The following is a 16,482-nucleotide window of genomic DNA, read 5'->3' as shown; positions in this document are numbered from 1 at the left end:
AAGGGGGTGGATCAGTTCAGGCAGTCGGCGTGTTGTTTGAGAATTTGCCGAGCGTAGTAGTTGAAGGCGGCGCCATGGCGCTTGGGCTTGGAGATCCAGTCGTGGGCTTCGCGGCCCAGCTCCGGGAGGATCGGCTTGATGTGGCCGGCGGCCATGGCCAGCAGTTGCAGCTTGGCCGCGCGCTCGATCAGCTGGGCGATCACGCAGGCTTCCTCGATATTCGCCCCGGTGGACAGCTGGCCGTGGTGGGAGAGCAGGATGGCGCGCTTGTCGCCCAGGGCCGCGGAGATGGTTTCACCTTCCTCGTTGCCCACTGGCACCCCGGGCCAGGCCTCGAGGAACGCGCAGTCTTCGTACAGCGGGCAGAGGTCCATATGCGACACCTGAAGCGGCACTTCGAGCATCGACAGCGCGGCGACGTGGGTCGGGTGGGTGTGGATGATGCAGTTCACATCGGGACGGGCGCGGTACACCCAACTGTGGAAACGGTTGGCCGGGTTGGGCATGCCGTGGCCTTCGAGCACTTCCAGGTCCTCGTTGACCAGCAACAGGTTGCCGGCGCTGATTTCATCGAAGCCCAGGCCCAGTTGCTGGGTGTAGTAGGTGCCCGGCTCGGGGCCGCGGGCGGTGATCTGCCCGGCCAGGCCCGAGTCGTGGCCGTGCTCGAACAGAATGCGGCAGGTCAGGGCCAGCTTTTGCCGCACGGTCCACGTATTATCCGCCAGAGTATTTTGCATCTGGGTCAGCGCCTGCTTGACCAGTTGCTCCTTGGGCAATGCTAATGTCTTGGCCATATCGGTGTCCTTGGTGAAGGTGCAAGGGATGTCGGATCTGCGTTTCACCGGCTGCTTGCGAGGTTGCCCGGTGAATGCTAATGACACTAAAGATGCTATATGACACTTTGTGTCATTGGCAAGCGCCAATCGTTGTCTCCTGCATGGATCAATCGTTCTACATGTCTATCCGTTTGAAATTACTGAGAAAAAAACTCGGTTTGAGCCTGGAGGCGCTGGCCGAGAAATCCGCGATGACCAAGAGTTATCTGTCGAAGGTCGAGCGCGGCTTGAACACGCCATCGATCGCCGCAGCGCTGAAACTGGCCAAGGCATTGAACGTCAAGGTCGAGGAACTGTTCGCCGAGGACAGCATCAGCCTCGACAGCTACAGCCTGGTGCGCAGTGACGAGCGCCAGTCGCTGGCGGCCAATGACCAGGTACCGGGTTACGCGGTGCTGGCCCATCAGGTCAGCGAGCGCCACCTGCTGCCGTTCATCATCTACCCGGCCAGGGAGTTCAGCGACAAGACCTTCAAGGAGCACCTGGGGGAGGAGTTCCTGTTTGTCCACGAGGGGCAGGTGGAGGTGGACTTCATGAACGAGCGGGTGATTCTCAACCGCGGCGATGCGCTGCATTTCAATGCGCAGAAGCCTCACCGCATCCGTTCCCTGGGGGATCAGCAGGCGCAGTTGCTGGTGGTGGTGCACAGCGCCGAGGAGTGAGCGCCGGGCGCGCTCATTCTCCGGGGGTGATCAACGCTCCACCGGCACCGCCAGCGCCGGTTGGCCCAGGGCGTGGGTCTTGGCATCGAAGAAGCGCAGCTCCAGGTCCAGGCCGTCGAACAGCTTGGCGTAGTGGCGTTTCTGGTGCTGGATAAACGCCGCGCTGCGCGGGTAGATGGAGATCGCCAGGGTACTGCTCGCCGATTGGCGAATCGCTTGCACCAGGTGCTGGTCCTGGGGGCCGAGGTTGTGGCCGAAGATGCACAGGGCACCCTGGTGATCGAGCAATTGCTGGTAGCAGAACGACAGGTAGTCCGAGCTGCGGATGGTCTTGAGCTTTTCCGCCACCGGCCCTTCGCTGACGAACAGCGGTACGTCGTCCAGGGTCTTCAGGGTGTTGTTGATGGCGAAGTTGCCCAGCAGGGTGCCTTCGGTGGAGGTCATCTTGCGCGCGCTGCCATCCAGGTTGCGCACCAGGTGCAGGCCGCCGTGCAGGTAGAGGATGCGGGTCCGTGAGGTGCGCGCGGCGCCGAGGTCGAAGGCCGGTTCGGCACCCTGGAACAGGTCGTCGAGGCCTTCAGGGGCGTGTTGTATCGCCCAGTAGTTGAGCAGGTCGTAGTTGCTGGTGAACACCGTGGGGTAGCGCCGCAGCTCCTGGTTGATGGTCGCCAGGCTCTGGGCCTGCACCAGGCGCCAGGGGATATGCAGCGCGTGCACGCTGTTGATCAGCGCTTCCTTGATGGCGTAGTAGCGGTTGCGCGGCGCCGCCGAGCTGACCGCCAGGGCCTTGTTGACCCGGCTGGTGGTCTTCAGGGCCCCCAGCACCTGTTCGAAGCTGCGGGTTTGCAGGGCGTCGAACACACTGAGCTCGGAGGCGCCCAGGGGCTTTTCTTCCACAGTGCGGGCGTTTTCGAACAGCGAGTCGTAGGCGAAATCCTCCCACACGGCGCGACTGGCGCCATTGCCGATCAGCAGGCCACTAAAAGGCAGGCTTGTGCCCAGGGCGTTCCAGTCTTCAAGGGCGGCGTCAAATTCCTGGAAATCCGTCATTGCGGTCATGGCTCTCAAGGCGAAGGGGGACAGGGCGGCGACTTTATCACGACCGACCCTTGAGCCAGATCAAGATCGCCCGTGACCTATGGGTCGATCCTGTTGGACAAACACTGAATCGACACCCTGCATTCGGCATCCGCCTGGAGACCTCCTGATGAGCAGCACCTTCTTTATTCCCGCCGTCAACATCATGGGCATCGACTGCCTGGACGAGGCCATGAACGCCATCCGCAACCATGGTTTTCGCAAGGCACTGATCGTCACCGACAGCGGCCTGGCCAAGGCTGGGGTGGCCGGCATGATTGCCGAGAAACTGGCCATGCAGGACATCGACTCGGTGATCTTCGACGGCGCCAAGCCCAACCCGAGCATCACCAATGTCGAGCAGGGGCTGGCCCAGTTGCAGGCGGCCCAGTGCGACTGCGTGATTTCCCTGGGCGGCGGTTCGCCCCATGACTGCGCCAAGGGCATTGCCCTGTGCGCCACCAATGGCGGGCAGATCGGCGATTACGAAGGAGTCGACCGTTCAAGCAAGCCGCAACTGCCGCTGATCGCCATCAACACCACCGCCGGCACCGCCAGCGAGATGACCCGCTTCTGCATCATCACCGACGAGTCGCGCCACGTGAAAATGGCCATTGTCGATCGCAACGTCACCCCGTTGCTGTCGGTCAACGACCCGGCGCTGATGGCGGCCATGCCCAAGGGCCTGACCGCGGCCACCGGCATGGATGCCCTGACGCATGCGATCGAGGCCTATGTCTCTACCGCTGCCAATCCGATCACCGATGCCTGCGCGCTGAAAGCGATGGAGATGATCAGCGCCAATCTGCGCCAGGCGGTGCACGACGGCCAGGATCTGGTGGCGCGGGAGAACATGGCCTACGCCCAGTTCCTCGCCGGCATGGCGTTCAACAACGCTTCCTTGGGCTATGTGCATGCCATGGCTCACCAGCTGGGCGGTTTCTATGACCTGCCCCATGGCGTGTGCAACGCCGTGTTGCTGCCCCATGTGCAGAGCTTCAACGCCAGTGTCTGCGCCCAGCGCCTGACCGACGTGGCCCACGCCCTGGGGGCGGATATCCGTGGTTTCAGCCCGGAAGAGGGGGCCCAGGCGGCGATCGCGGCGATTCGTGCCCTGGCTCGGGATGTGGAGATTCCCGCCGGGCTGCGTGAGCTGGGAGCCAAGTTGCAGGACATCCCGGTGCTGGCGGCCAATGCCCTGAAGGACGCCTGCGGTTTCACCAACCCGCGCCCGGCGGAGCAGCGGCAGATCGAGGAGATTTTCCGCAACGCCTTCTGAGCCACAGGCCGCTAGGCATCACCCACCCTGCGGGGGCTGGCGGCGGGTGTGGAATATACGCAAGATCTGCAGCCGCTGGCCACGCACTCGGTAAGGGATCAGGTAAGGCTGCCCGGGCACCGGCCATTCCCGGGTGCCGGGCAGGCGACCTACGCGGCCACTGGCGGGAAACTGCGCCAGTTGTTCGACACTGGCCAGTATCGCCCTGACGAAATCCCCTGCCGCCCGGGGGTTGTCCTGCGCCAGGTAGCGCGCTTGCTCATCAAGGTTTTTCAGGGCTGTACGCAGCCATTCAACCTGCATGGTTCAGCCATTTGTCGGTGACCGCCGCGACGTCTTCAGCGCTGGCGAAATCTCCGGCATCGGCCTCTTGCAGTGCCTTCTGTATTTCCTCGATTTGCCAGGCTTCCCGGGCCAGGTATTCGCGCAGCGCGTCCACCGCCAGAAAGGATTTGCTGCGTCCGGTGGCCTTCGCCAGCAGGGTGAGGGTTGCTGCGAGTTCATCGGGCAAGCGCAGGGACATGACAGACATGGTTAGCTCGCTGTAGTGATGTGTAATACAACATACTACCTCGTCATGCGTTGGCTCGGGACAGGCCATTGGTCAGGCTCGGACTGCTGCTTGGCCAAGAGCCGTTTCGCCCGAGCACCGGCAAGGCATAGCAGCGTTGAAAGCCTGGGCGATGCAGAGGATAGTTGCGGCCCTGATCCCGCCTCGTCACAAGGATGCGTGCATGATTCGTCCCTCTCTCCTGGTCGCGCTGCTGGGCGGCCTGGGGTTGTCGCTGGGCCTTGCCGCCCCGGCCCTGGCCCTGTGCGATAACCCTACGGCCATCCCCGGGGAACTTTACGTCTGCAAAGCCTGGCCGGCGCAACCTGAGTTGAGCATCAGCGCCCGGGCCACGCCGATGCCCGGGAGCCGTGCCGATGGCGTCGACAGCTACAGCCTGGATGTGTCGTTGCAAGACATCGAGAACGGCTGGACCCTGGCCAGCAACTACCAGGATTCGGCGCTGTTTTCCGATGCCGTGGCCCTGCAGGGATTGCAGATCGATACCGCGCGTTATCGCTTGAACCAGGAGCAGTGGGCCTTCGGCCTGCGGGTGCAATATCAGCACAGCTCCAGCGCCATTCCCTATGAAAAGACCGTGCTCAACCTGTACCGCCAGCGCGACAAGGAAGTGCTGGTGTTGCTCGAGGGCTTGCTGGTGGATGAACGCGCCGGCGAGTTCGGTTGGGGCGGCGAGTGCGTCGGCCATTCCCGGAGCCTGCATCGGACCCTGGAGATCGGTCGCGGCCAGGGCCAGGGATTCGCCGACCTGATTGTGCGCACCCGGGAAGTGCGCACCGAGCATTTCAAGGGCCCCGAGGGCTGTGACAGTCGCGAGCTGGCACCGAACAACAGTGCGGTGACGTTGCACTACGACGGTCGGCGTTACCCCCTGCCCAAGTCGCTGAAAGGAGCCTGAAGCATGCTGACCGGCCTCAACCACCTGACCCTGGCGGTCAGCGATCTGCCCCGCAGCCTGGATTTCTATCACTCGCTGCTGCAACTGCGCCTGGAGGCCAGCTGGGATGCCGGGGCCTACCTGTCGCTGCCGGGCTTGTGGCTGTGCCTGTCCCTGGACCCACAGCGCCAGGCACCGGTGCAGGCCGACTACACCCATTACGCCTTCAGCATCGGCCGTGGCGATTTTGCCGCCTTCGTCCAGCGCCTGCGCGAGGCCGGGGTGGGCGAATGGCGGGACAACCGCAGCGAAGGCGATTCGCTGTATTTTCTCGACCCCGACGGGCACCGCCTCGAAGCCCATGTCGGCGACCTGGCCTCGCGATTACTGGCCTGTCGCCAGCGTCCCTATGGGGGGATGCGCTTCCACTCCCCGGATTGAGCCGCTGCGAGCTGTTCCACAACTGACGAAAGTCGCTGGTGGACGGGGGATCGGATCGGGCAGAATCCGTCAGAATTTTCCTGTGCCTGGCGGTTGTCCGAGGTACATCGTCCTGGAGTTGCCTGATGACCTCATCGCTGTGGCTGGCCGTTATCGCCTCGGGTTTCATTTACGCCATCACCCCGGGGCCCGGGGTCCTGGCGGTGTTCGGTATTGGTGCGGCCCGTGGTCGTCAGGCCGGCGCCGGGTTTCTCTGCGGGCATATGCTGGGCGACGTGGTCTGGTGCAGCACCGCGCTGATCGCGATTGTCGGTGCCCGGGTGATCGGCAGTGAGGCCTTCAACATCCTTGGCCTGCTCAGTGGCCTGTACCTGTTCTGGCTGGGGCTGCGGGCGATCCGCAGTCGCGGCAGCAACGGCGACCTGCCCCAGGGCCCGGCGCGCAACCCGTTCTGGCACGGCGTGCTGTTCGGCCTGACCAATCCCAAGGCCTACCCGGTGGCGGTGGCGACCTTCACCGCGCTGCTGTCCAACCGTGCCGAGCTGCTCAGCTGGTCGATGTTGCCCGGGCTGATCGGCTTGAGTTTCCTTGGCGGGGTGGCGGCATACGCTATTCTCATCGGCGTTGTTGGCGCGCGTCAGGTGCGCAACTGGTATCAGCGCCACGAGCTGGCGATCACCCGGGTGTGCGGGGTGATGTTCATCGGTTTCGCGATCAATGCCCTGCTGCATTCGGTACCGGGGCTGGTCGGCAACAACAAGGGGTAAGCGCCGCGCGGATCGCGACGGTGTGCAACCGGTGGCCGAGGTCGCCGGATCGGGCTCAGGGATGGGTACTCAAGGCATTTTTCATGGGTAGCAGCTCTCTCTGATGGCAAGCAAGTACTCCGCGCCTCTGGCCAGTTTTATCGATCTGCTCCTGGACGCCGTGTGCGCAGTGGATGAGCAGGGTCGCTTCGTCTTCGTCAGCGCTGCCTGCGAGCGGGTCTTCGGCTATACCGCCGACGAGCTGATCGGTCGCCCGATGATCGACCTGGTGCACCCGGCCGACCGCGAACGCACCCTGCAAGCCGCCCGGGAAATCATGGGCGGGGTGCCCAAGCCGAATTTCGAGAACCGCTACCTGCGCAAGGATGGGCGAGTGGCGCACATCCTCTGGTCGGCGCGCTGGTCGGAGGTCGACCAGTTGCGCATCGCCGTGGCCCGCGACATCACCGAGCGCAAGCAGGCCGAATCCCGCCAGGCGGCACTGTATGCCATTTCCGAAGCGGCCCATGCCACCGAGGACCTGCTGGCACTGTTCAAGCATGTGCACCGGATCATCGGCGAGTGGCTGCCGGCCCTGAACTGTTCCCTGGCGCTGTACGACGAGCGCAGCAACAGCCTGAGCTTTCCCTACCATGTGGATGATTGCGAAGGCAGCCCGGAGCAGTCCGGCACCCTGATCGAACGCTTTTGCGTCGAGGTGCTGCAACGGGGCCAACCCTTGTTGCTGGCGCCCGAGTGCCCGGTGAACCAGGCGATCTGGAGCGAGTTCGCGGCGCTCCAGGGACCGCGCTGCTGGCTGGGGGTGCCGCTCAATTCGCAGAAGGGCACCATCGGCGTGCTGATGGTCAAGAGTGCGCCGGGGGCCCTGGGCTACAGCGAACAGGACCAGGAACTGCTGCAGTACGTCAGTGCGCAGCTGGCCACCGCCATCGAGCGCAAGCAGTTGCATGCGCGGCTGCACTATATGGCCGAATACGACCAGCTGACCCATCTGCCCAACCGTGAGCTGTTGCGCGAGCGCCTGCGTTCGGCGCTGGCCCGGGCCCGGCGCGAGTCGGGGCGCATGGCGTTGTTGTATGTCGACCTGGACAAGTTCAAGGAGGTCAACGATACCTGCGGGCACGCGGTGGGCGACATGCTGCTGCAGGCGGTGGCCAACCGTCTCAAGGGCAGCGTGCGGGAAAGCGACACCGTGGCGCGCATCGGCGGCGACGAGTTCGTGATCTTGCTGGAGAACGTGCAGCACACCGAGGATGCCCAGCGCGTGGCAGACAAGATCCGCGCAGCACTGGGCGAGCCGCTGCGCCTGGACGGCCATTCGTTGAGCATCATGCCGAGCATCGGCATTGGCCTGTACCCCGAGCACGGCCTGGAGGAGCAGCAATTGTTCAAGCACGCCGACGAGGCCATGTACGCCGCCAAGCGGGCCCGTAGAAGTCCCTCCAACGCTTGAGTCCCGGGGCCAGCGACGGCCCGTTCGTCGTGCTGGCGGTGGTTTTTCTAAACCTTTGCGGCCCTGGGGTTTCCCTATGCAGGCGGAAGCTGCGGCTCTCGCCGGACTCACTTGCAATGGGAGAAACCTCTATGAACCCACTGGCCACTGTCATCGGCCGCGCCGGCCTGGCGCTGCTGCTGGGCCTGGGCGCCGGCAACGCCCTGGCCCAGTCCCCAGCAGCCTTTATCGACGATGCCTCGGCCAAGGGCATGGCCGATATCGAGACCAGCCGCCTGGCGCACCAGCAGACCTCGTCGCAGGCGGTCAAGGAATTCAGCATCCAGGTGATCAACGACCGCACCACGGCCAATCAGCACCTGGCCAGGATCGCCAAGCGCCTGGGCCTGCCGGTGACGCCTCGGGAACGCTTGCTGGCGCAAGCCAGAGCGCGCATGCCGCAACTGGCCCGGGGCGCGGATTTCGATCGCGCTTACGCCGCCAGCCAGATCCAGGCCAGCGCAGCGGCCATCCAGCAAATCCGGCAACAGGCGCAAGCCAGCGAGCTGCCGGAGTTCAAGGCCTTTGCCGAGGAAACCCTGCCCAAGCTGGAGCAGCACTTGCAGATGGCCAGGGCCCTGCAGGCCGGACGCCTGGACGGCTGAGGGCTCGCGGCAGCCATTGCAACCTGTGCTTGGCTAAGCTCGACGACCGATTCTGGGGGCCGCGTTGCGGCCCAGCGGGAGCGAGCTCCCTCGCTACGCCCCCCTGGCAAATACAGGTTCCGGCCTCTGCCATGACGGGCCGAACCCTCCGCGTTGTTTGGGCATGACCTTTCTTTGTGACCGTTTGTGACTAGTATCAATGGCGTTCAAAGTGCCAGTACGCGTTTTTCACGGATCGGAATCAGTCAGAGGTCACCCATGGAATTTCTCGAAAAACTAACCAGTCTCGCTGCCAAGGTGCGTTTGCAAGGAGCGGCCATCCAAACTGAAGAGGCGACGAAAAATGCTTTCGTCATGCCCTTCATCAGCACGGTCCTGGGATATGACGTTTTCGATCCTATGGAGGTAACCCCGGAGTTCATCTGCGACGTGGGGACCAAGAAAGGCGAGAAAATCGATTACGCGATCGTCAAGGACGGTGAGGTGCAGATGCTGATCGAGTGCAAGAAAATCGGTGAGCCACTGCATCTCAATCATGCGTCTCAGTTGTTCCGTTACTTTCATGTCACCAGCGCACGGATTTCCATTCTCACCAATGGCCAGGTCTACAAGTTCTTCACCGACCTGGATGCGCCGAACAAGATGGATGAGAAGCCTTTCCTTGAGCTCGATCTGTTGGATATTGACGAGTACTCGGTTCCGGAGTTGATCAAGTTGACCAAGTCGGCATTTGACGTCGACTCGGTTCTGAGTGCTGCAGGTGAGTTGAAATACCTCAGCCAGATCAAGAAGGTAATCGCCTCCCAGGTCAGCAAACCGGATGACGACTTTGTGAAGGTGTTTGCCTCTCGAGTCTATGAGGGGGTGATTACCCAGAAGGTACGGGATCAGTTTTATGAGCTGACTCGTAAGGCGATCGGGCAGTTTCTCAATGACCAGATCAATGATCGTCTCAAGTCGGCCATGAGCGGTGCCAGTCAGGTACTGGTCAATCAGCATCCGACAGCGATCAACGATGATTCGGAGTCTCCCGAGAAGGAGGATCAGGACGACAAGATATTCACCACACTGGAAGAGATCGAGGGGTATCACATTGTGCGCGCGGTGGTGCGTTCGGTGGTCGATGCCAAGCGTATCGTCCAGCGCGATACCCAGAGCTATTTCGGTATTTTGCTCGACGATAACAATCGCAAGCCCATTTGCCGCCTGCATTTCAATCGAGCCCAGAAGTACATCGGCATTTTCGATCAGGACAAGGTCGAGACTCGGCATCCGATCGGTTCTGTCGACGAGATTTACGAATACTCCGAGCAGTTGAAGCAAACCGTGGGCTACTACGCCTAAGGTCCTTGATGCTGTGGCGAGGGAGCGAGCTCCCTCGCCACAGTGGTTTCTTGCGGTAGGGGCGGGTTGCTTACAGAGCGGTACATTGCTTCGCAGAATTAAACAGGATTGTGCTGGAACCTCGGCGATCCCGGGCTTAACGTGGCCGGGGTCGGGCGTCCCGCAGGATGCCCTGAAGTTCAAGGAGGCCGTATATGGCGCAGGCACCCAGCGCTTCGCTGATCGAGCGGTATCACCAGGCAGAAGACTATTTCTTCGTTTCCATTTCCCAGTTCTACCGCCGTTTTGGCCGTGATTTGAGTGCCTATTGCACCGGGGTCGAGGCCAGCAGCCTAAATCTGTTGATGCTGCGCGACAGTGCTGGCGACTACGCCGAGCCACTGGCCGAGGGTGTGGCGTTCCTGCAACGCACCGGGATGCCGTTCTGCGTGGTGGTGCCGGAGAGTCAGGTGGTGCGGGTCAGCCCGTTGTTGCAGGAGCGGCAGTTGCTGGTGGCGGACAAGACCACTTGCATGTTCCTCGATCTGCAGAGCCATGCCGCGGTGCCGACGCCCTTGGCCGATGTGCGCTGCACCGATCAGCGCCTGGAGGATTGGGGGCTGCCGGTGGAGAGTGCCTTCGAGTCGGCGGGGGGAGGGATAGAGCAGTACCTGGCGCGGCATCGGGCCGCGCTGCAGGCCGGTCGAGCGTTGCGGCATTTCACCCTGTATGTCGAGCAGCGCCCGGTGAGCGCCCTGACCCTGTCCCTGGGCCCCGGGGTGGCGCGCCTGGATGATATCGGCACGGTGCAGGGCTGCCAGGGCCGGGGTTATGCCACGACCCTGATCCAGGCCGCGCTGAGTTCTGCCCAGGGCCAGGGAGCGCAGCTCTGCGTTCTGGAGGCCTCCCTCGAAGGGCTGTCGATCTACCGCAAGATCGGCTTCACCGCACTGTTTGACTACCGCACCTTTTGTCAGGCCTGAGCCGGCTGCCAGGAGTGAGCCTGCCTAGGCCGAGGCGTTCTGCCGGAACTGGCTCGGGCTGAGCCCGGTCAGCGCCTTGAACTGGCGGCTGAAGGCGCTGTGATCGGTGTAGCCGCATTGCAGCGCCACCTCGGTGATCGGCTCCTGGGTCAGCAGCAGCCGCGAGGCCTGTTCCAGGCGTGCCTTGTGGATCATCTGGCGTGGGGTGAGGTGGAAGATGCGCTTGCAGTAGCGTTCCAGCTGGGCCGTGGACAGATGAGCGATGCGGGTCAGGTCCTCCAGGCGGATGGCCTCGTTGTAGTGCTCGCGAATATGCCGGTCCACTGCGGCCAGGCGTTCATAGGCCGGGTGGGTGTCGTGGGCGGCCTGCAGGTCGAGGGAGATGCCGGCCATGCCGATGATCTGCCCGTCGCCGCCGTACAACGGCAGTTTGTGGGTCAGGCACCAGCCCGGTTCGCGGCTGCCGTACAGGTGCAATTCCAGCTGGCCCTTGATGCTGATGCCCTGGCGTAGCACGCGCTGGTCCTGCTCGGTGTAGACCGGGCCCAGCAGCGCCGGAAAGACCTCGGCGGAGGTTTTGCCCAGCAGCGGCCGCACGCTCTTGAAGCCACAGCGCTGGGCCAGGGTCAGGTTGGCGATCAGGTAGCGTGCCTGCAGGTCCTTGATAAAGAACACTGCACTGGGAATGCAGTCCAGCAGCGGCGCGAGGGGCGCCATGTTGGCTAGCAGGCCGTCGAGGTCACCGGGGAACTGGGCGGCCAAGACCCTGGGCAAGTGGTGCAACTGTGCGCTATTGATCATCGTCGGCCTCTCTCTGCGGGGGCTTGGGGGATGATGAAGCTAATCGGCGTAACCGCGCCGTGCGGGCGAACGCTGGGGTCAGTCTGCGGTGTCAGGCGGGGCGCCGTCGAGCATCAGGCTGGCGATTCGCGCCGGCACCAGCGGCAGGCGCGGTGGCGCCGGTTCCCAGCCGAACAGGCGTTGCGCGGCGTTGGCGCAGACCCGCCCCTGGCAGGCACCCATGCCGCAACGCTGCTGCAGCTTGGCCGTGGTCCAGTTGGCGGCGCTGGCCACGGCGCCGTAGGCGACATCTTCGCAGCGGCACAGCAGGGTATCGGCCCGAGCCAGTTGCAGCACGGACGCTTGCAGCTCGAAATGCCGCTGCAGGCGGGCGGCGAAACCCTGCCAGTGGCGGCGCTGACGGATCAGCGCGCTGGCCCGTTGCAGTTGCCCGCTGGCGGCGAAGCCGGCAATTTGCCCTTCGATCTCGGCCAGCTCACGGCCGCCAATGCCCGTGCATTCGCCCGCGGCATAGACCTGGGGCAGGCTGCTGCGCTGCTCTGAGTCGACGACGATGGCGCCGTGCTCCAGGCGGCAACCCAGGTGGTTGGCCAGGCGGCTGTTGGGCACCAGGCCAAAGCCGCAGGCCAGCAGGTCGCAGGGAATTTCCTCGGTGCGCCGGCCCTGGCGGATACGCACCGCTTCCACCTGCTGTTGGCCCAGGGCCTCCAGCACATGGGCATTGCAGCGGTAGGCGGTGGTCGCCAGTTGCAGGGCCTGGGCCAGCTTGTCGGGCCAGCGCCAGAGCTGCCCGGCGAACCCCAGCAGCGAGCTCAGCGGTGCCTGTTCCAGCACCCGCAGCACCCGTGCCCCGGCCTGGCGCGCGCTGGCGGCGCTGGCCAGCAGCAGGGGGCCGCTGCCGGCGATCACCAGGGATTTGCCGCTGACCTGCAAGCCGTTCTTCAGCAGGGCCTGCAGACCACCGGCGCCGGTGACCCCGGGCAGGGTCCAGCCGGGAAAGGGCAGCAGCAGTTCCTGGGCGCCGCAGCACAGGATCAGTTGTTCGAAGTGCAGCTGCCAGGCATGCCGGTCATCTTCCAGCAGCAGGCATTGCGGGCCCAGAGCACCGAGGATGCGCGTGCCACTGAGGTAGCGCACGGCCGGGTGGCGGAGAACCTCCAGGGCCTGGCTCAGGGCCGCCGTGGGCGGGTGCCCGGGACCGTGGCGCCAGATCTGCCCGCCGGGGCGCGGGTTGTCGTCGATCAGCAGGATCGAGCGGGCGCTGTGGCTGGCGGCCCGGGCAGCGGCCAGCCCGGCCGGGCCGCTGCCGACAATCACCAGCTGATAGTGCAGCGATTGTTGGCTCATGGGCCGCGCTCCACCTGCATGCCGTCCTGGCACAGGGTCTGGCAGGCCAGTTGGCGGCGGCCATCGATGGTCATCCGGCACTCCTGGCAGATGCCCATGCCGCACAAGGGCGATCGCGGCTGGCCACTGCAGGAGGTGCGGGTGCGCGGCTCGCCGCTGGCGGCCACGGCGGCGGCCACAGTGATGCCGCTGCGGACCTGAAGGGGCTGGCGGTCGAGGTAGATGATCATGCCGGGCTTCTCTGCAAACCGGGGAAACGCCCGGGTTGGTAGGGCTGCGGGTCGATGGCCGGGCGCTCGCCGAGCATCAGGTCCACCAGCAGCCGCGCGCTGCCGGGGGCGGTGGTCACGCCCAGGCCCTCATGCCCGACTGCCAGCCACAGCCCCGGCTGTTGCGGGTGCTCGCCGAGGATCGGCAGGCCGTCCGGGGTGGCGGCGCGAAAGCCGGTCCAGGCGCGGATGCCGTTGAGCTGCGCCAGCTCCGGCAGATACTCCACTGCGCGGCGCAACATGGGCGCCAGCACCGCGGTTTCGACCTGGGGCTCCAAGGTATCGAACTGCCGCGACGACCCTATCAGCAACTGGCCGGTGGGCCTGGGCTGGACATTGAAGGCCAGCGAGGTGCCGTGGTTGGCGTGGGCGCTGGCGGCATAGCCCAGTTCCACCAACTGATGGCTGACCCGCTGCGGATAGCGATCGGTGATCAGCAGGTGGCCCTTTTTCGCCCGCAGGGGCAGCTCGGGCAGCAATTCCCGGGCGCCCAGGCCGCTGGCCAGCAGTACCTGTTGCGCGCGCAGGGTACGGCCGTCGTCGAGTTCCAGGCGGTCGCTGGCCAGGTGTCGCACCCGGGCGTTCCGGTGGCTGATCAGGGCATTCTCGGCAAGCAGCCAGCGGGCAGTGGCCGGGGCATAGAGAATGCCGTCCCCGGGGATTTTCAGGGCACCGCCCAGGTTCGGCCGCAGCATAGGTTCCAGGGCCGCCAGCGTCGCGCCGTCGAGCAGTTCGCCGGCCACGCCGTGCACCGCCAGGTTGTGCTGCTTGGCTCGCGCCAGGTCCATTTCGTCCGGGTTGGCGGCCAGCCACAGGGTGCCGCAATTGCGGTAGGCACAGGCCTCGGGCAGGTGTTCGCGCAACTGCCGCCAGAGGCCGATGGAGTAGTGACTCAGGGCCAGTTCCGCGGGGTTGTCGTCCATCGCCACCAGGTGCCCCATGCCGGCCGCGGTGGCGCCGCCATGGCCGTCGTCCAGCACCTGCACCCGCAGGCCGCGGCGCGCCAGCTCATGGGCGCAGGCGGCGCCGATGATCCCGGCACCCACCACCAGCACGTCGGCCCCAGCCTCTGGCTTCATGAATCTATGCCCCAGGCGAAGGGGTCGCTGCTGTCCAGCAGCAGGGTGGCTTCAGCGCTGATATGGGCGCTGCCGCGCAGGATGGGGATGATCCGCTCGCCGGCCAGTTCGTAGTGAGCGCTGAACTGGCTGCCGATAACGCTGGCCTGGCGCCAGACCTGGCCCGGGGCGAGCTTGCCGTCCGCCGCCAGGCAGGCCAGCTTGGCGCTGGTGCCGGTGCCGCAGGGCGAGCGGTCGTAGGCCTTGCCCGGGCAGAGCACGAAGTTGCGGCTGTCGGCGTGCGGGTCGTCGGCGAACAGCTCGATATGGTCGATGAGCGCGCCCCCGGTGCCGGTGATGCCGGCGCTTTCCAGGGCTTGGCGCACGCTCCAGCTGAAGTGGGTCAGGGCCTCGACGTTATCCAGGGCGATGCGCTGGCCGTGCTCGCTGATCAGGAAGAACCAGTTGCCGCCCCAGGCGATATCGCCGTGCAGTGTGCCGTGCCCCGGTACTGGCAGCGCCACCTGGGCGCGATAGCGATAGGCCTCGACGTTGCGCACGCTCACCGAAAGGTCGTCGTGCAGGGTGGCTGTCACCGTGCCCACCGGGGTCTCGATGCGATGCACGCCGCAGCCGATGCGACCCAGGTGGTGAAGCGAGCGCACCAGGCCGATGATGCCGTGGCCGCACATGCCCAGGTAGCCACTGTTGTTGAAGAAGATCACCCCGGCACAGGCATCGCTGGCCTGGGGCTGGCACAGCAGGGCGCCCACCAGCACATCGCTGCCTCGGGGTTCGAGCACGCAGGCGCGGCGCCAGTGGTCGTGCTCGCGCCGGAGCAGTTCCAGGCGGTCGGCCATGGAGCCCCGGCCCAGGTCGGGAAAACCGTCGATGACCAGGCGCGTGGGTTCGCCTCCGGTATGGGAATCGATCACGGTGATTGTGTTCATGGCGGCACCTTGAAGGGCAGGGCGCTACAGAGTGGCGCGCAGTGGATGCCACGGCTTGTGGGTTTTCGCCGGTGCGAATGACGAAATCGGCACAGGGTGGCCAATGTGCCGATTTCGTCTCTTCCCGGGGTGAAAAGCTTCAAGCTGCGGCGGGGATAAAGGGCGACTCTGGTCAGTGTCAGCCACTTCCTACAAGGACCCGAGCATGAGCCGTAGAAACATCCAGTGGAGCGGTGTGTTTCCCGCCGTGACCACCCAGTTCAAAGCCGACTTTTCCCTCGATGCCCAGGCCACCCACCAGGTCATGCGCAAGCTGGTGGACGATGGGGTCTCGGGCCTGGTGGTGTGCGGCACCGTGGGCGAGAACACCTCCCTGAGCACGGCCGAGAAGCTGGCGGTGATCGAGGTCGCCAAGGACGCCGCTGGCGGCCGGGTGCCGGTGATTGCCGGGGTGGCGGAGTTCACCACCGAGTTTGCCCGCAACACCGTGCGCGAGGCGGCCAGGGCTGGCGCCGACGGGGTGATGGTGATGCCGGCCCTGGTGTACTCGGCCAAGCCCCATGAAACCGCCGCGCATTTTCGCGCCGTGGCCACCGGCACCGACTTGCCGGTGATGGTCTATAACAACCCGCCGATCTACCGCAACGATGTCACCCCCGAGGTGCTGATCGCCCTGCAAGACTGCGAGAACATCGTTTGCTTCAAGGATTCCTCCGGCGACACCCGGCGCTTTATCGACCTGCGCAATGCAGTGGGCGATCGCTTCGTGCTGTTCGCCGGCCTCGATGACGTGGTGCTGGAAAGTGTCGCAGTGGGCGCCGAAGGCTGGGTCTCGGGCATGTCGGTGGCCTTCCCCCGGGAGGGCGAGACCCTGTTCCGCCTGGCCCGGCAGCGGCGTTTCGACGAGGCCCTGGCGCTGTATCGCTGGTTCATGCCGCTGCTGCACCTGGACGCTCGGCCGGACCTGGTGCAGTGCATCAAGCTCTGCGAGGAACTGGTAGGGCGCGGTTCGTCCATCACCCGGCCGCCGCGCCTGGCCTTGCAGGGGGAAACCCTGGCCGAAGTCCAGGCGATTGTCGCCAAGGCCCTGGCCACGCGGCCGCAGTTGCCGGACGTGGGCCTCTGAGGTCGCGCCGGGCGTCGG

19 protein-coding genes are annotated in these 16,482 nt (G+C 64.9%); 10 read left to right on the top strand and 9 right to left on the bottom strand.

Going from position 1 to position 16,482, the window contains the following annotated elements; translation table 11 throughout:
* Positions 1–11: 11 nt before the first annotated feature.
* A complete protein-coding gene (locus J4P02_RS21740) occupies positions 12–794 on the bottom strand; it encodes an aldolase (protein WP_426194085.1) in 783 nt (260 codons plus the stop codon).
* A gap of 161 nt (positions 795–955) precedes the next feature.
* Here J4P02_RS21740 and J4P02_RS21735 point away from each other — a divergent pair, with 161 nt between their 5' ends.
* A complete protein-coding gene (locus J4P02_RS21735; RefSeq protein WP_426194084.1) occupies positions 956–1,498 on the top strand; it encodes a helix-turn-helix domain-containing protein in 543 nt (180 codons plus the stop codon).
* A gap of 30 nt (positions 1,499–1,528) precedes the next feature.
* On the opposite strand, the gene J4P02_RS21730 is transcribed toward J4P02_RS21735, so the two are convergent.
* A complete protein-coding gene (locus J4P02_RS21730) occupies positions 1,529–2,548 on the bottom strand; it encodes a DUF4917 family protein (RefSeq protein ID WP_426194336.1) in 1,020 nt (339 codons plus the stop codon).
* A 157-nt stretch (positions 2,549–2,705) separates the two neighbouring features.
* Between J4P02_RS21730 and yiaY the strand changes: the two genes are divergently transcribed.
* Entirely contained in the window at positions 2,706–3,854 is a 1,149-nt protein-coding gene (gene yiaY / locus J4P02_RS21725) for an L-threonine dehydrogenase (protein WP_426194082.1), read from the top strand.
* Between the two features lie 18 nt (positions 3,855–3,872).
* Here yiaY and J4P02_RS21720 read toward each other — a convergent pair whose 3' ends face one another.
* Positions 3,873–4,157 (bottom strand): type II toxin-antitoxin system RelE/ParE family toxin, encoded by a 285-nt coding sequence (locus J4P02_RS21720; RefSeq protein ID WP_426194080.1) that lies wholly within the window; start codon positions 4,155–4,157, stop codon positions 3,873–3,875.
* Positions 4,147–4,386 (bottom strand): CopG family ribbon-helix-helix protein, encoded by a 240-nt coding sequence (locus J4P02_RS21715; RefSeq protein WP_426194078.1) that lies wholly within the window; start codon positions 4,384–4,386, stop codon positions 4,147–4,149. Before J4P02_RS21715 ends, J4P02_RS21720 begins: the two co-directional genes overlap by 11 nt.
* 202 nt (positions 4,387–4,588) lie before the next feature.
* Here J4P02_RS21715 and J4P02_RS21710 point away from each other — a divergent pair, with 202 nt between their 5' ends.
* From J4P02_RS21710 to J4P02_RS21680, 7 genes are all read left to right on the top strand, one after another.
* The gene (locus tag J4P02_RS21710; RefSeq protein WP_426194076.1) at positions 4,589–5,323 is read left to right on the top strand and encodes a hypothetical protein; all 735 of its coding nucleotides are present in this window, start codon (positions 4,589–4,591) and stop codon (positions 5,321–5,323) included.
* 3 nt (positions 5,324–5,326) lie between these two features.
* Positions 5,327–5,743, top strand: a complete 417-nt coding sequence (gene fos, locus J4P02_RS21705) for a fosfomycin resistance glutathione transferase (protein WP_426194074.1) — start codon at positions 5,327–5,329, stop codon at positions 5,741–5,743.
* A 125-nt stretch (positions 5,744–5,868) separates the two neighbouring features.
* The gene (locus J4P02_RS21700) at positions 5,869–6,510 is read left to right on the top strand and encodes a LysE family translocator (RefSeq protein WP_426194072.1); all 642 of its coding nucleotides are present in this window, start codon (positions 5,869–5,871) and stop codon (positions 6,508–6,510) included.
* Positions 6,511–6,613: 103 nt separating this feature from the next.
* The gene (locus J4P02_RS21695) at positions 6,614–7,963 is read left to right on the top strand and encodes a diguanylate cyclase domain-containing protein (RefSeq protein ID WP_426194070.1); all 1,350 of its coding nucleotides are present in this window, start codon (positions 6,614–6,616) and stop codon (positions 7,961–7,963) included.
* 131 nt (positions 7,964–8,094) lie between these two features.
* Positions 8,095–8,607: a DUF4142 domain-containing protein gene (locus J4P02_RS21690; RefSeq protein ID WP_426194068.1), complete on the top strand. Its 513-nt coding sequence runs from the start codon at positions 8,095–8,097 to the stop codon at positions 8,605–8,607.
* A gap of 258 nt (positions 8,608–8,865) precedes the next feature.
* Positions 8,866–9,951 (top strand): type I restriction endonuclease, encoded by a 1,086-nt coding sequence (locus tag J4P02_RS21685; RefSeq protein WP_426194066.1) that lies wholly within the window; start codon positions 8,866–8,868, stop codon positions 9,949–9,951.
* A gap of 194 nt (positions 9,952–10,145) precedes the next feature.
* On the top strand, positions 10,146–10,913 hold the full coding sequence (locus J4P02_RS21680; RefSeq protein WP_426194064.1) for a GNAT family N-acetyltransferase: 768 nt from the start codon (positions 10,146–10,148) through the stop codon (positions 10,911–10,913).
* A gap of 24 nt (positions 10,914–10,937) precedes the next feature.
* Here the strand turns inward: J4P02_RS21680 and J4P02_RS21675 are convergent, their stop codons facing one another.
* The 5 genes from J4P02_RS21675 to J4P02_RS21655 all read right to left on the bottom strand — a co-directional run bounded on the left by J4P02_RS21675 (position 10,938) and on the right by J4P02_RS21655 (position 15,338).
* Positions 10,938–11,714, bottom strand: a complete 777-nt coding sequence (locus J4P02_RS21675) for a helix-turn-helix domain-containing protein (RefSeq protein WP_426194062.1) — start codon at positions 11,712–11,714, stop codon at positions 10,938–10,940.
* A gap of 78 nt (positions 11,715–11,792) precedes the next feature.
* The gene (locus tag J4P02_RS21670; RefSeq protein ID WP_426194060.1) at positions 11,793–13,061 is read right to left on the bottom strand and encodes an FAD-dependent oxidoreductase; all 1,269 of its coding nucleotides are present in this window, start codon (positions 13,059–13,061) and stop codon (positions 11,793–11,795) included.
* On the bottom strand, positions 13,058–13,291 hold the full coding sequence (locus J4P02_RS21665; RefSeq protein WP_426194058.1) for a (2Fe-2S)-binding protein: 234 nt from the start codon (positions 13,289–13,291) through the stop codon (positions 13,058–13,060). Before J4P02_RS21665 ends, J4P02_RS21670 begins: the two co-directional genes overlap by 4 nt.
* The gene (locus J4P02_RS21660) at positions 13,288–14,409 is read right to left on the bottom strand and encodes an NAD(P)/FAD-dependent oxidoreductase (RefSeq protein WP_426194056.1); all 1,122 of its coding nucleotides are present in this window, start codon (positions 14,407–14,409) and stop codon (positions 13,288–13,290) included. The genes J4P02_RS21665 and J4P02_RS21660 overlap by 4 nt, the downstream gene beginning before the upstream one ends.
* Complete coding sequence (locus tag J4P02_RS21655) at positions 14,406–15,338, bottom strand: 4-hydroxyproline epimerase (protein ID WP_426194054.1); 933 nt, start codon at positions 15,336–15,338, stop codon at positions 14,406–14,408. The genes J4P02_RS21660 and J4P02_RS21655 overlap by 4 nt, the downstream gene beginning before the upstream one ends.
* A 205-nt stretch (positions 15,339–15,543) precedes the next feature.
* Between J4P02_RS21655 and J4P02_RS21650 the strand changes: the two genes are divergently transcribed.
* Positions 15,544–16,464, top strand: a complete 921-nt coding sequence (locus J4P02_RS21650; RefSeq protein WP_426194052.1) for a dihydrodipicolinate synthase family protein — start codon at positions 15,544–15,546, stop codon at positions 16,462–16,464.
* Positions 16,465–16,482 lie beyond the last annotated feature (18 nt).

The sequence above is a fragment of the Pseudomonas sp. NFXW11 genome (assembly GCF_049887815.1).
In the GTDB taxonomy this organism is placed as follows: Bacteria; Pseudomonadota; Gammaproteobacteria; order Pseudomonadales; family Pseudomonadaceae; genus Aquipseudomonas.
The sequence above is the reverse complement of the archived record's forward strand: the minus strand, read 5'-3'. Positions and strand labels throughout refer to the sequence as shown.

Coding starts and splice junctions, on each gene's coding strand:
- J4P02_RS21740 (WP_426194085.1), bottom strand. CDS start 794: ATGGCCAAGACATTAGCATTGCCCAAGGAGCAACTGGTCAAGCAGGCG.
- J4P02_RS21735 (WP_426194084.1), top strand. CDS start 956: ATGTCTATCCGTTTGAAATTACTGAGAAAAAAACTCGGTTTGAGCCTG.
- J4P02_RS21730 (WP_426194336.1), bottom strand. CDS start 2,548: ATGACGGATTTCCAGGAATTTGACGCCGCCCTTGAAGACTGGAACGCC.
- yiaY (WP_426194082.1), top strand. CDS start 2,706: ATGAGCAGCACCTTCTTTATTCCCGCCGTCAACATCATGGGCATCGAC.
- J4P02_RS21720 (WP_426194080.1), bottom strand. CDS start 4,157: ATGCAGGTTGAATGGCTGCGTACAGCCCTGAAAAACCTTGATGAGCAA.
- J4P02_RS21715 (WP_426194078.1), bottom strand. CDS start 4,386: ATGTCTGTCATGTCCCTGCGCTTGCCCGATGAACTCGCAGCAACCCTC.
- J4P02_RS21710 (WP_426194076.1), top strand. CDS start 4,589: ATGATTCGTCCCTCTCTCCTGGTCGCGCTGCTGGGCGGCCTGGGGTTG.
- fos (WP_426194074.1), top strand. CDS start 5,327: ATGCTGACCGGCCTCAACCACCTGACCCTGGCGGTCAGCGATCTGCCC.
- J4P02_RS21700 (WP_426194072.1), top strand. CDS start 5,869: ATGACCTCATCGCTGTGGCTGGCCGTTATCGCCTCGGGTTTCATTTAC.
- J4P02_RS21695 (WP_426194070.1), top strand. CDS start 6,614: ATGGCAAGCAAGTACTCCGCGCCTCTGGCCAGTTTTATCGATCTGCTC.
- J4P02_RS21690 (WP_426194068.1), top strand. CDS start 8,095: ATGAACCCACTGGCCACTGTCATCGGCCGCGCCGGCCTGGCGCTGCTG.
- J4P02_RS21685 (WP_426194066.1), top strand. CDS start 8,866: ATGGAATTTCTCGAAAAACTAACCAGTCTCGCTGCCAAGGTGCGTTTG.
- J4P02_RS21680 (WP_426194064.1), top strand. CDS start 10,146: ATGGCGCAGGCACCCAGCGCTTCGCTGATCGAGCGGTATCACCAGGCA.
- J4P02_RS21675 (WP_426194062.1), bottom strand. CDS start 11,714: ATGATCAATAGCGCACAGTTGCACCACTTGCCCAGGGTCTTGGCCGCC.
- J4P02_RS21670 (WP_426194060.1), bottom strand. CDS start 13,061: ATGAGCCAACAATCGCTGCACTATCAGCTGGTGATTGTCGGCAGCGGC.
- J4P02_RS21665 (WP_426194058.1), bottom strand. CDS start 13,291: ATGATCATCTACCTCGACCGCCAGCCCCTTCAGGTCCGCAGCGGCATC.
- J4P02_RS21660 (WP_426194056.1), bottom strand. CDS start 14,409: ATGAAGCCAGAGGCTGGGGCCGACGTGCTGGTGGTGGGTGCCGGGATC.
- J4P02_RS21655 (WP_426194054.1), bottom strand. CDS start 15,338: ATGAACACAATCACCGTGATCGATTCCCATACCGGAGGCGAACCCACG.
- J4P02_RS21650 (WP_426194052.1), top strand. CDS start 15,544: ATGAGCCGTAGAAACATCCAGTGGAGCGGTGTGTTTCCCGCCGTGACC.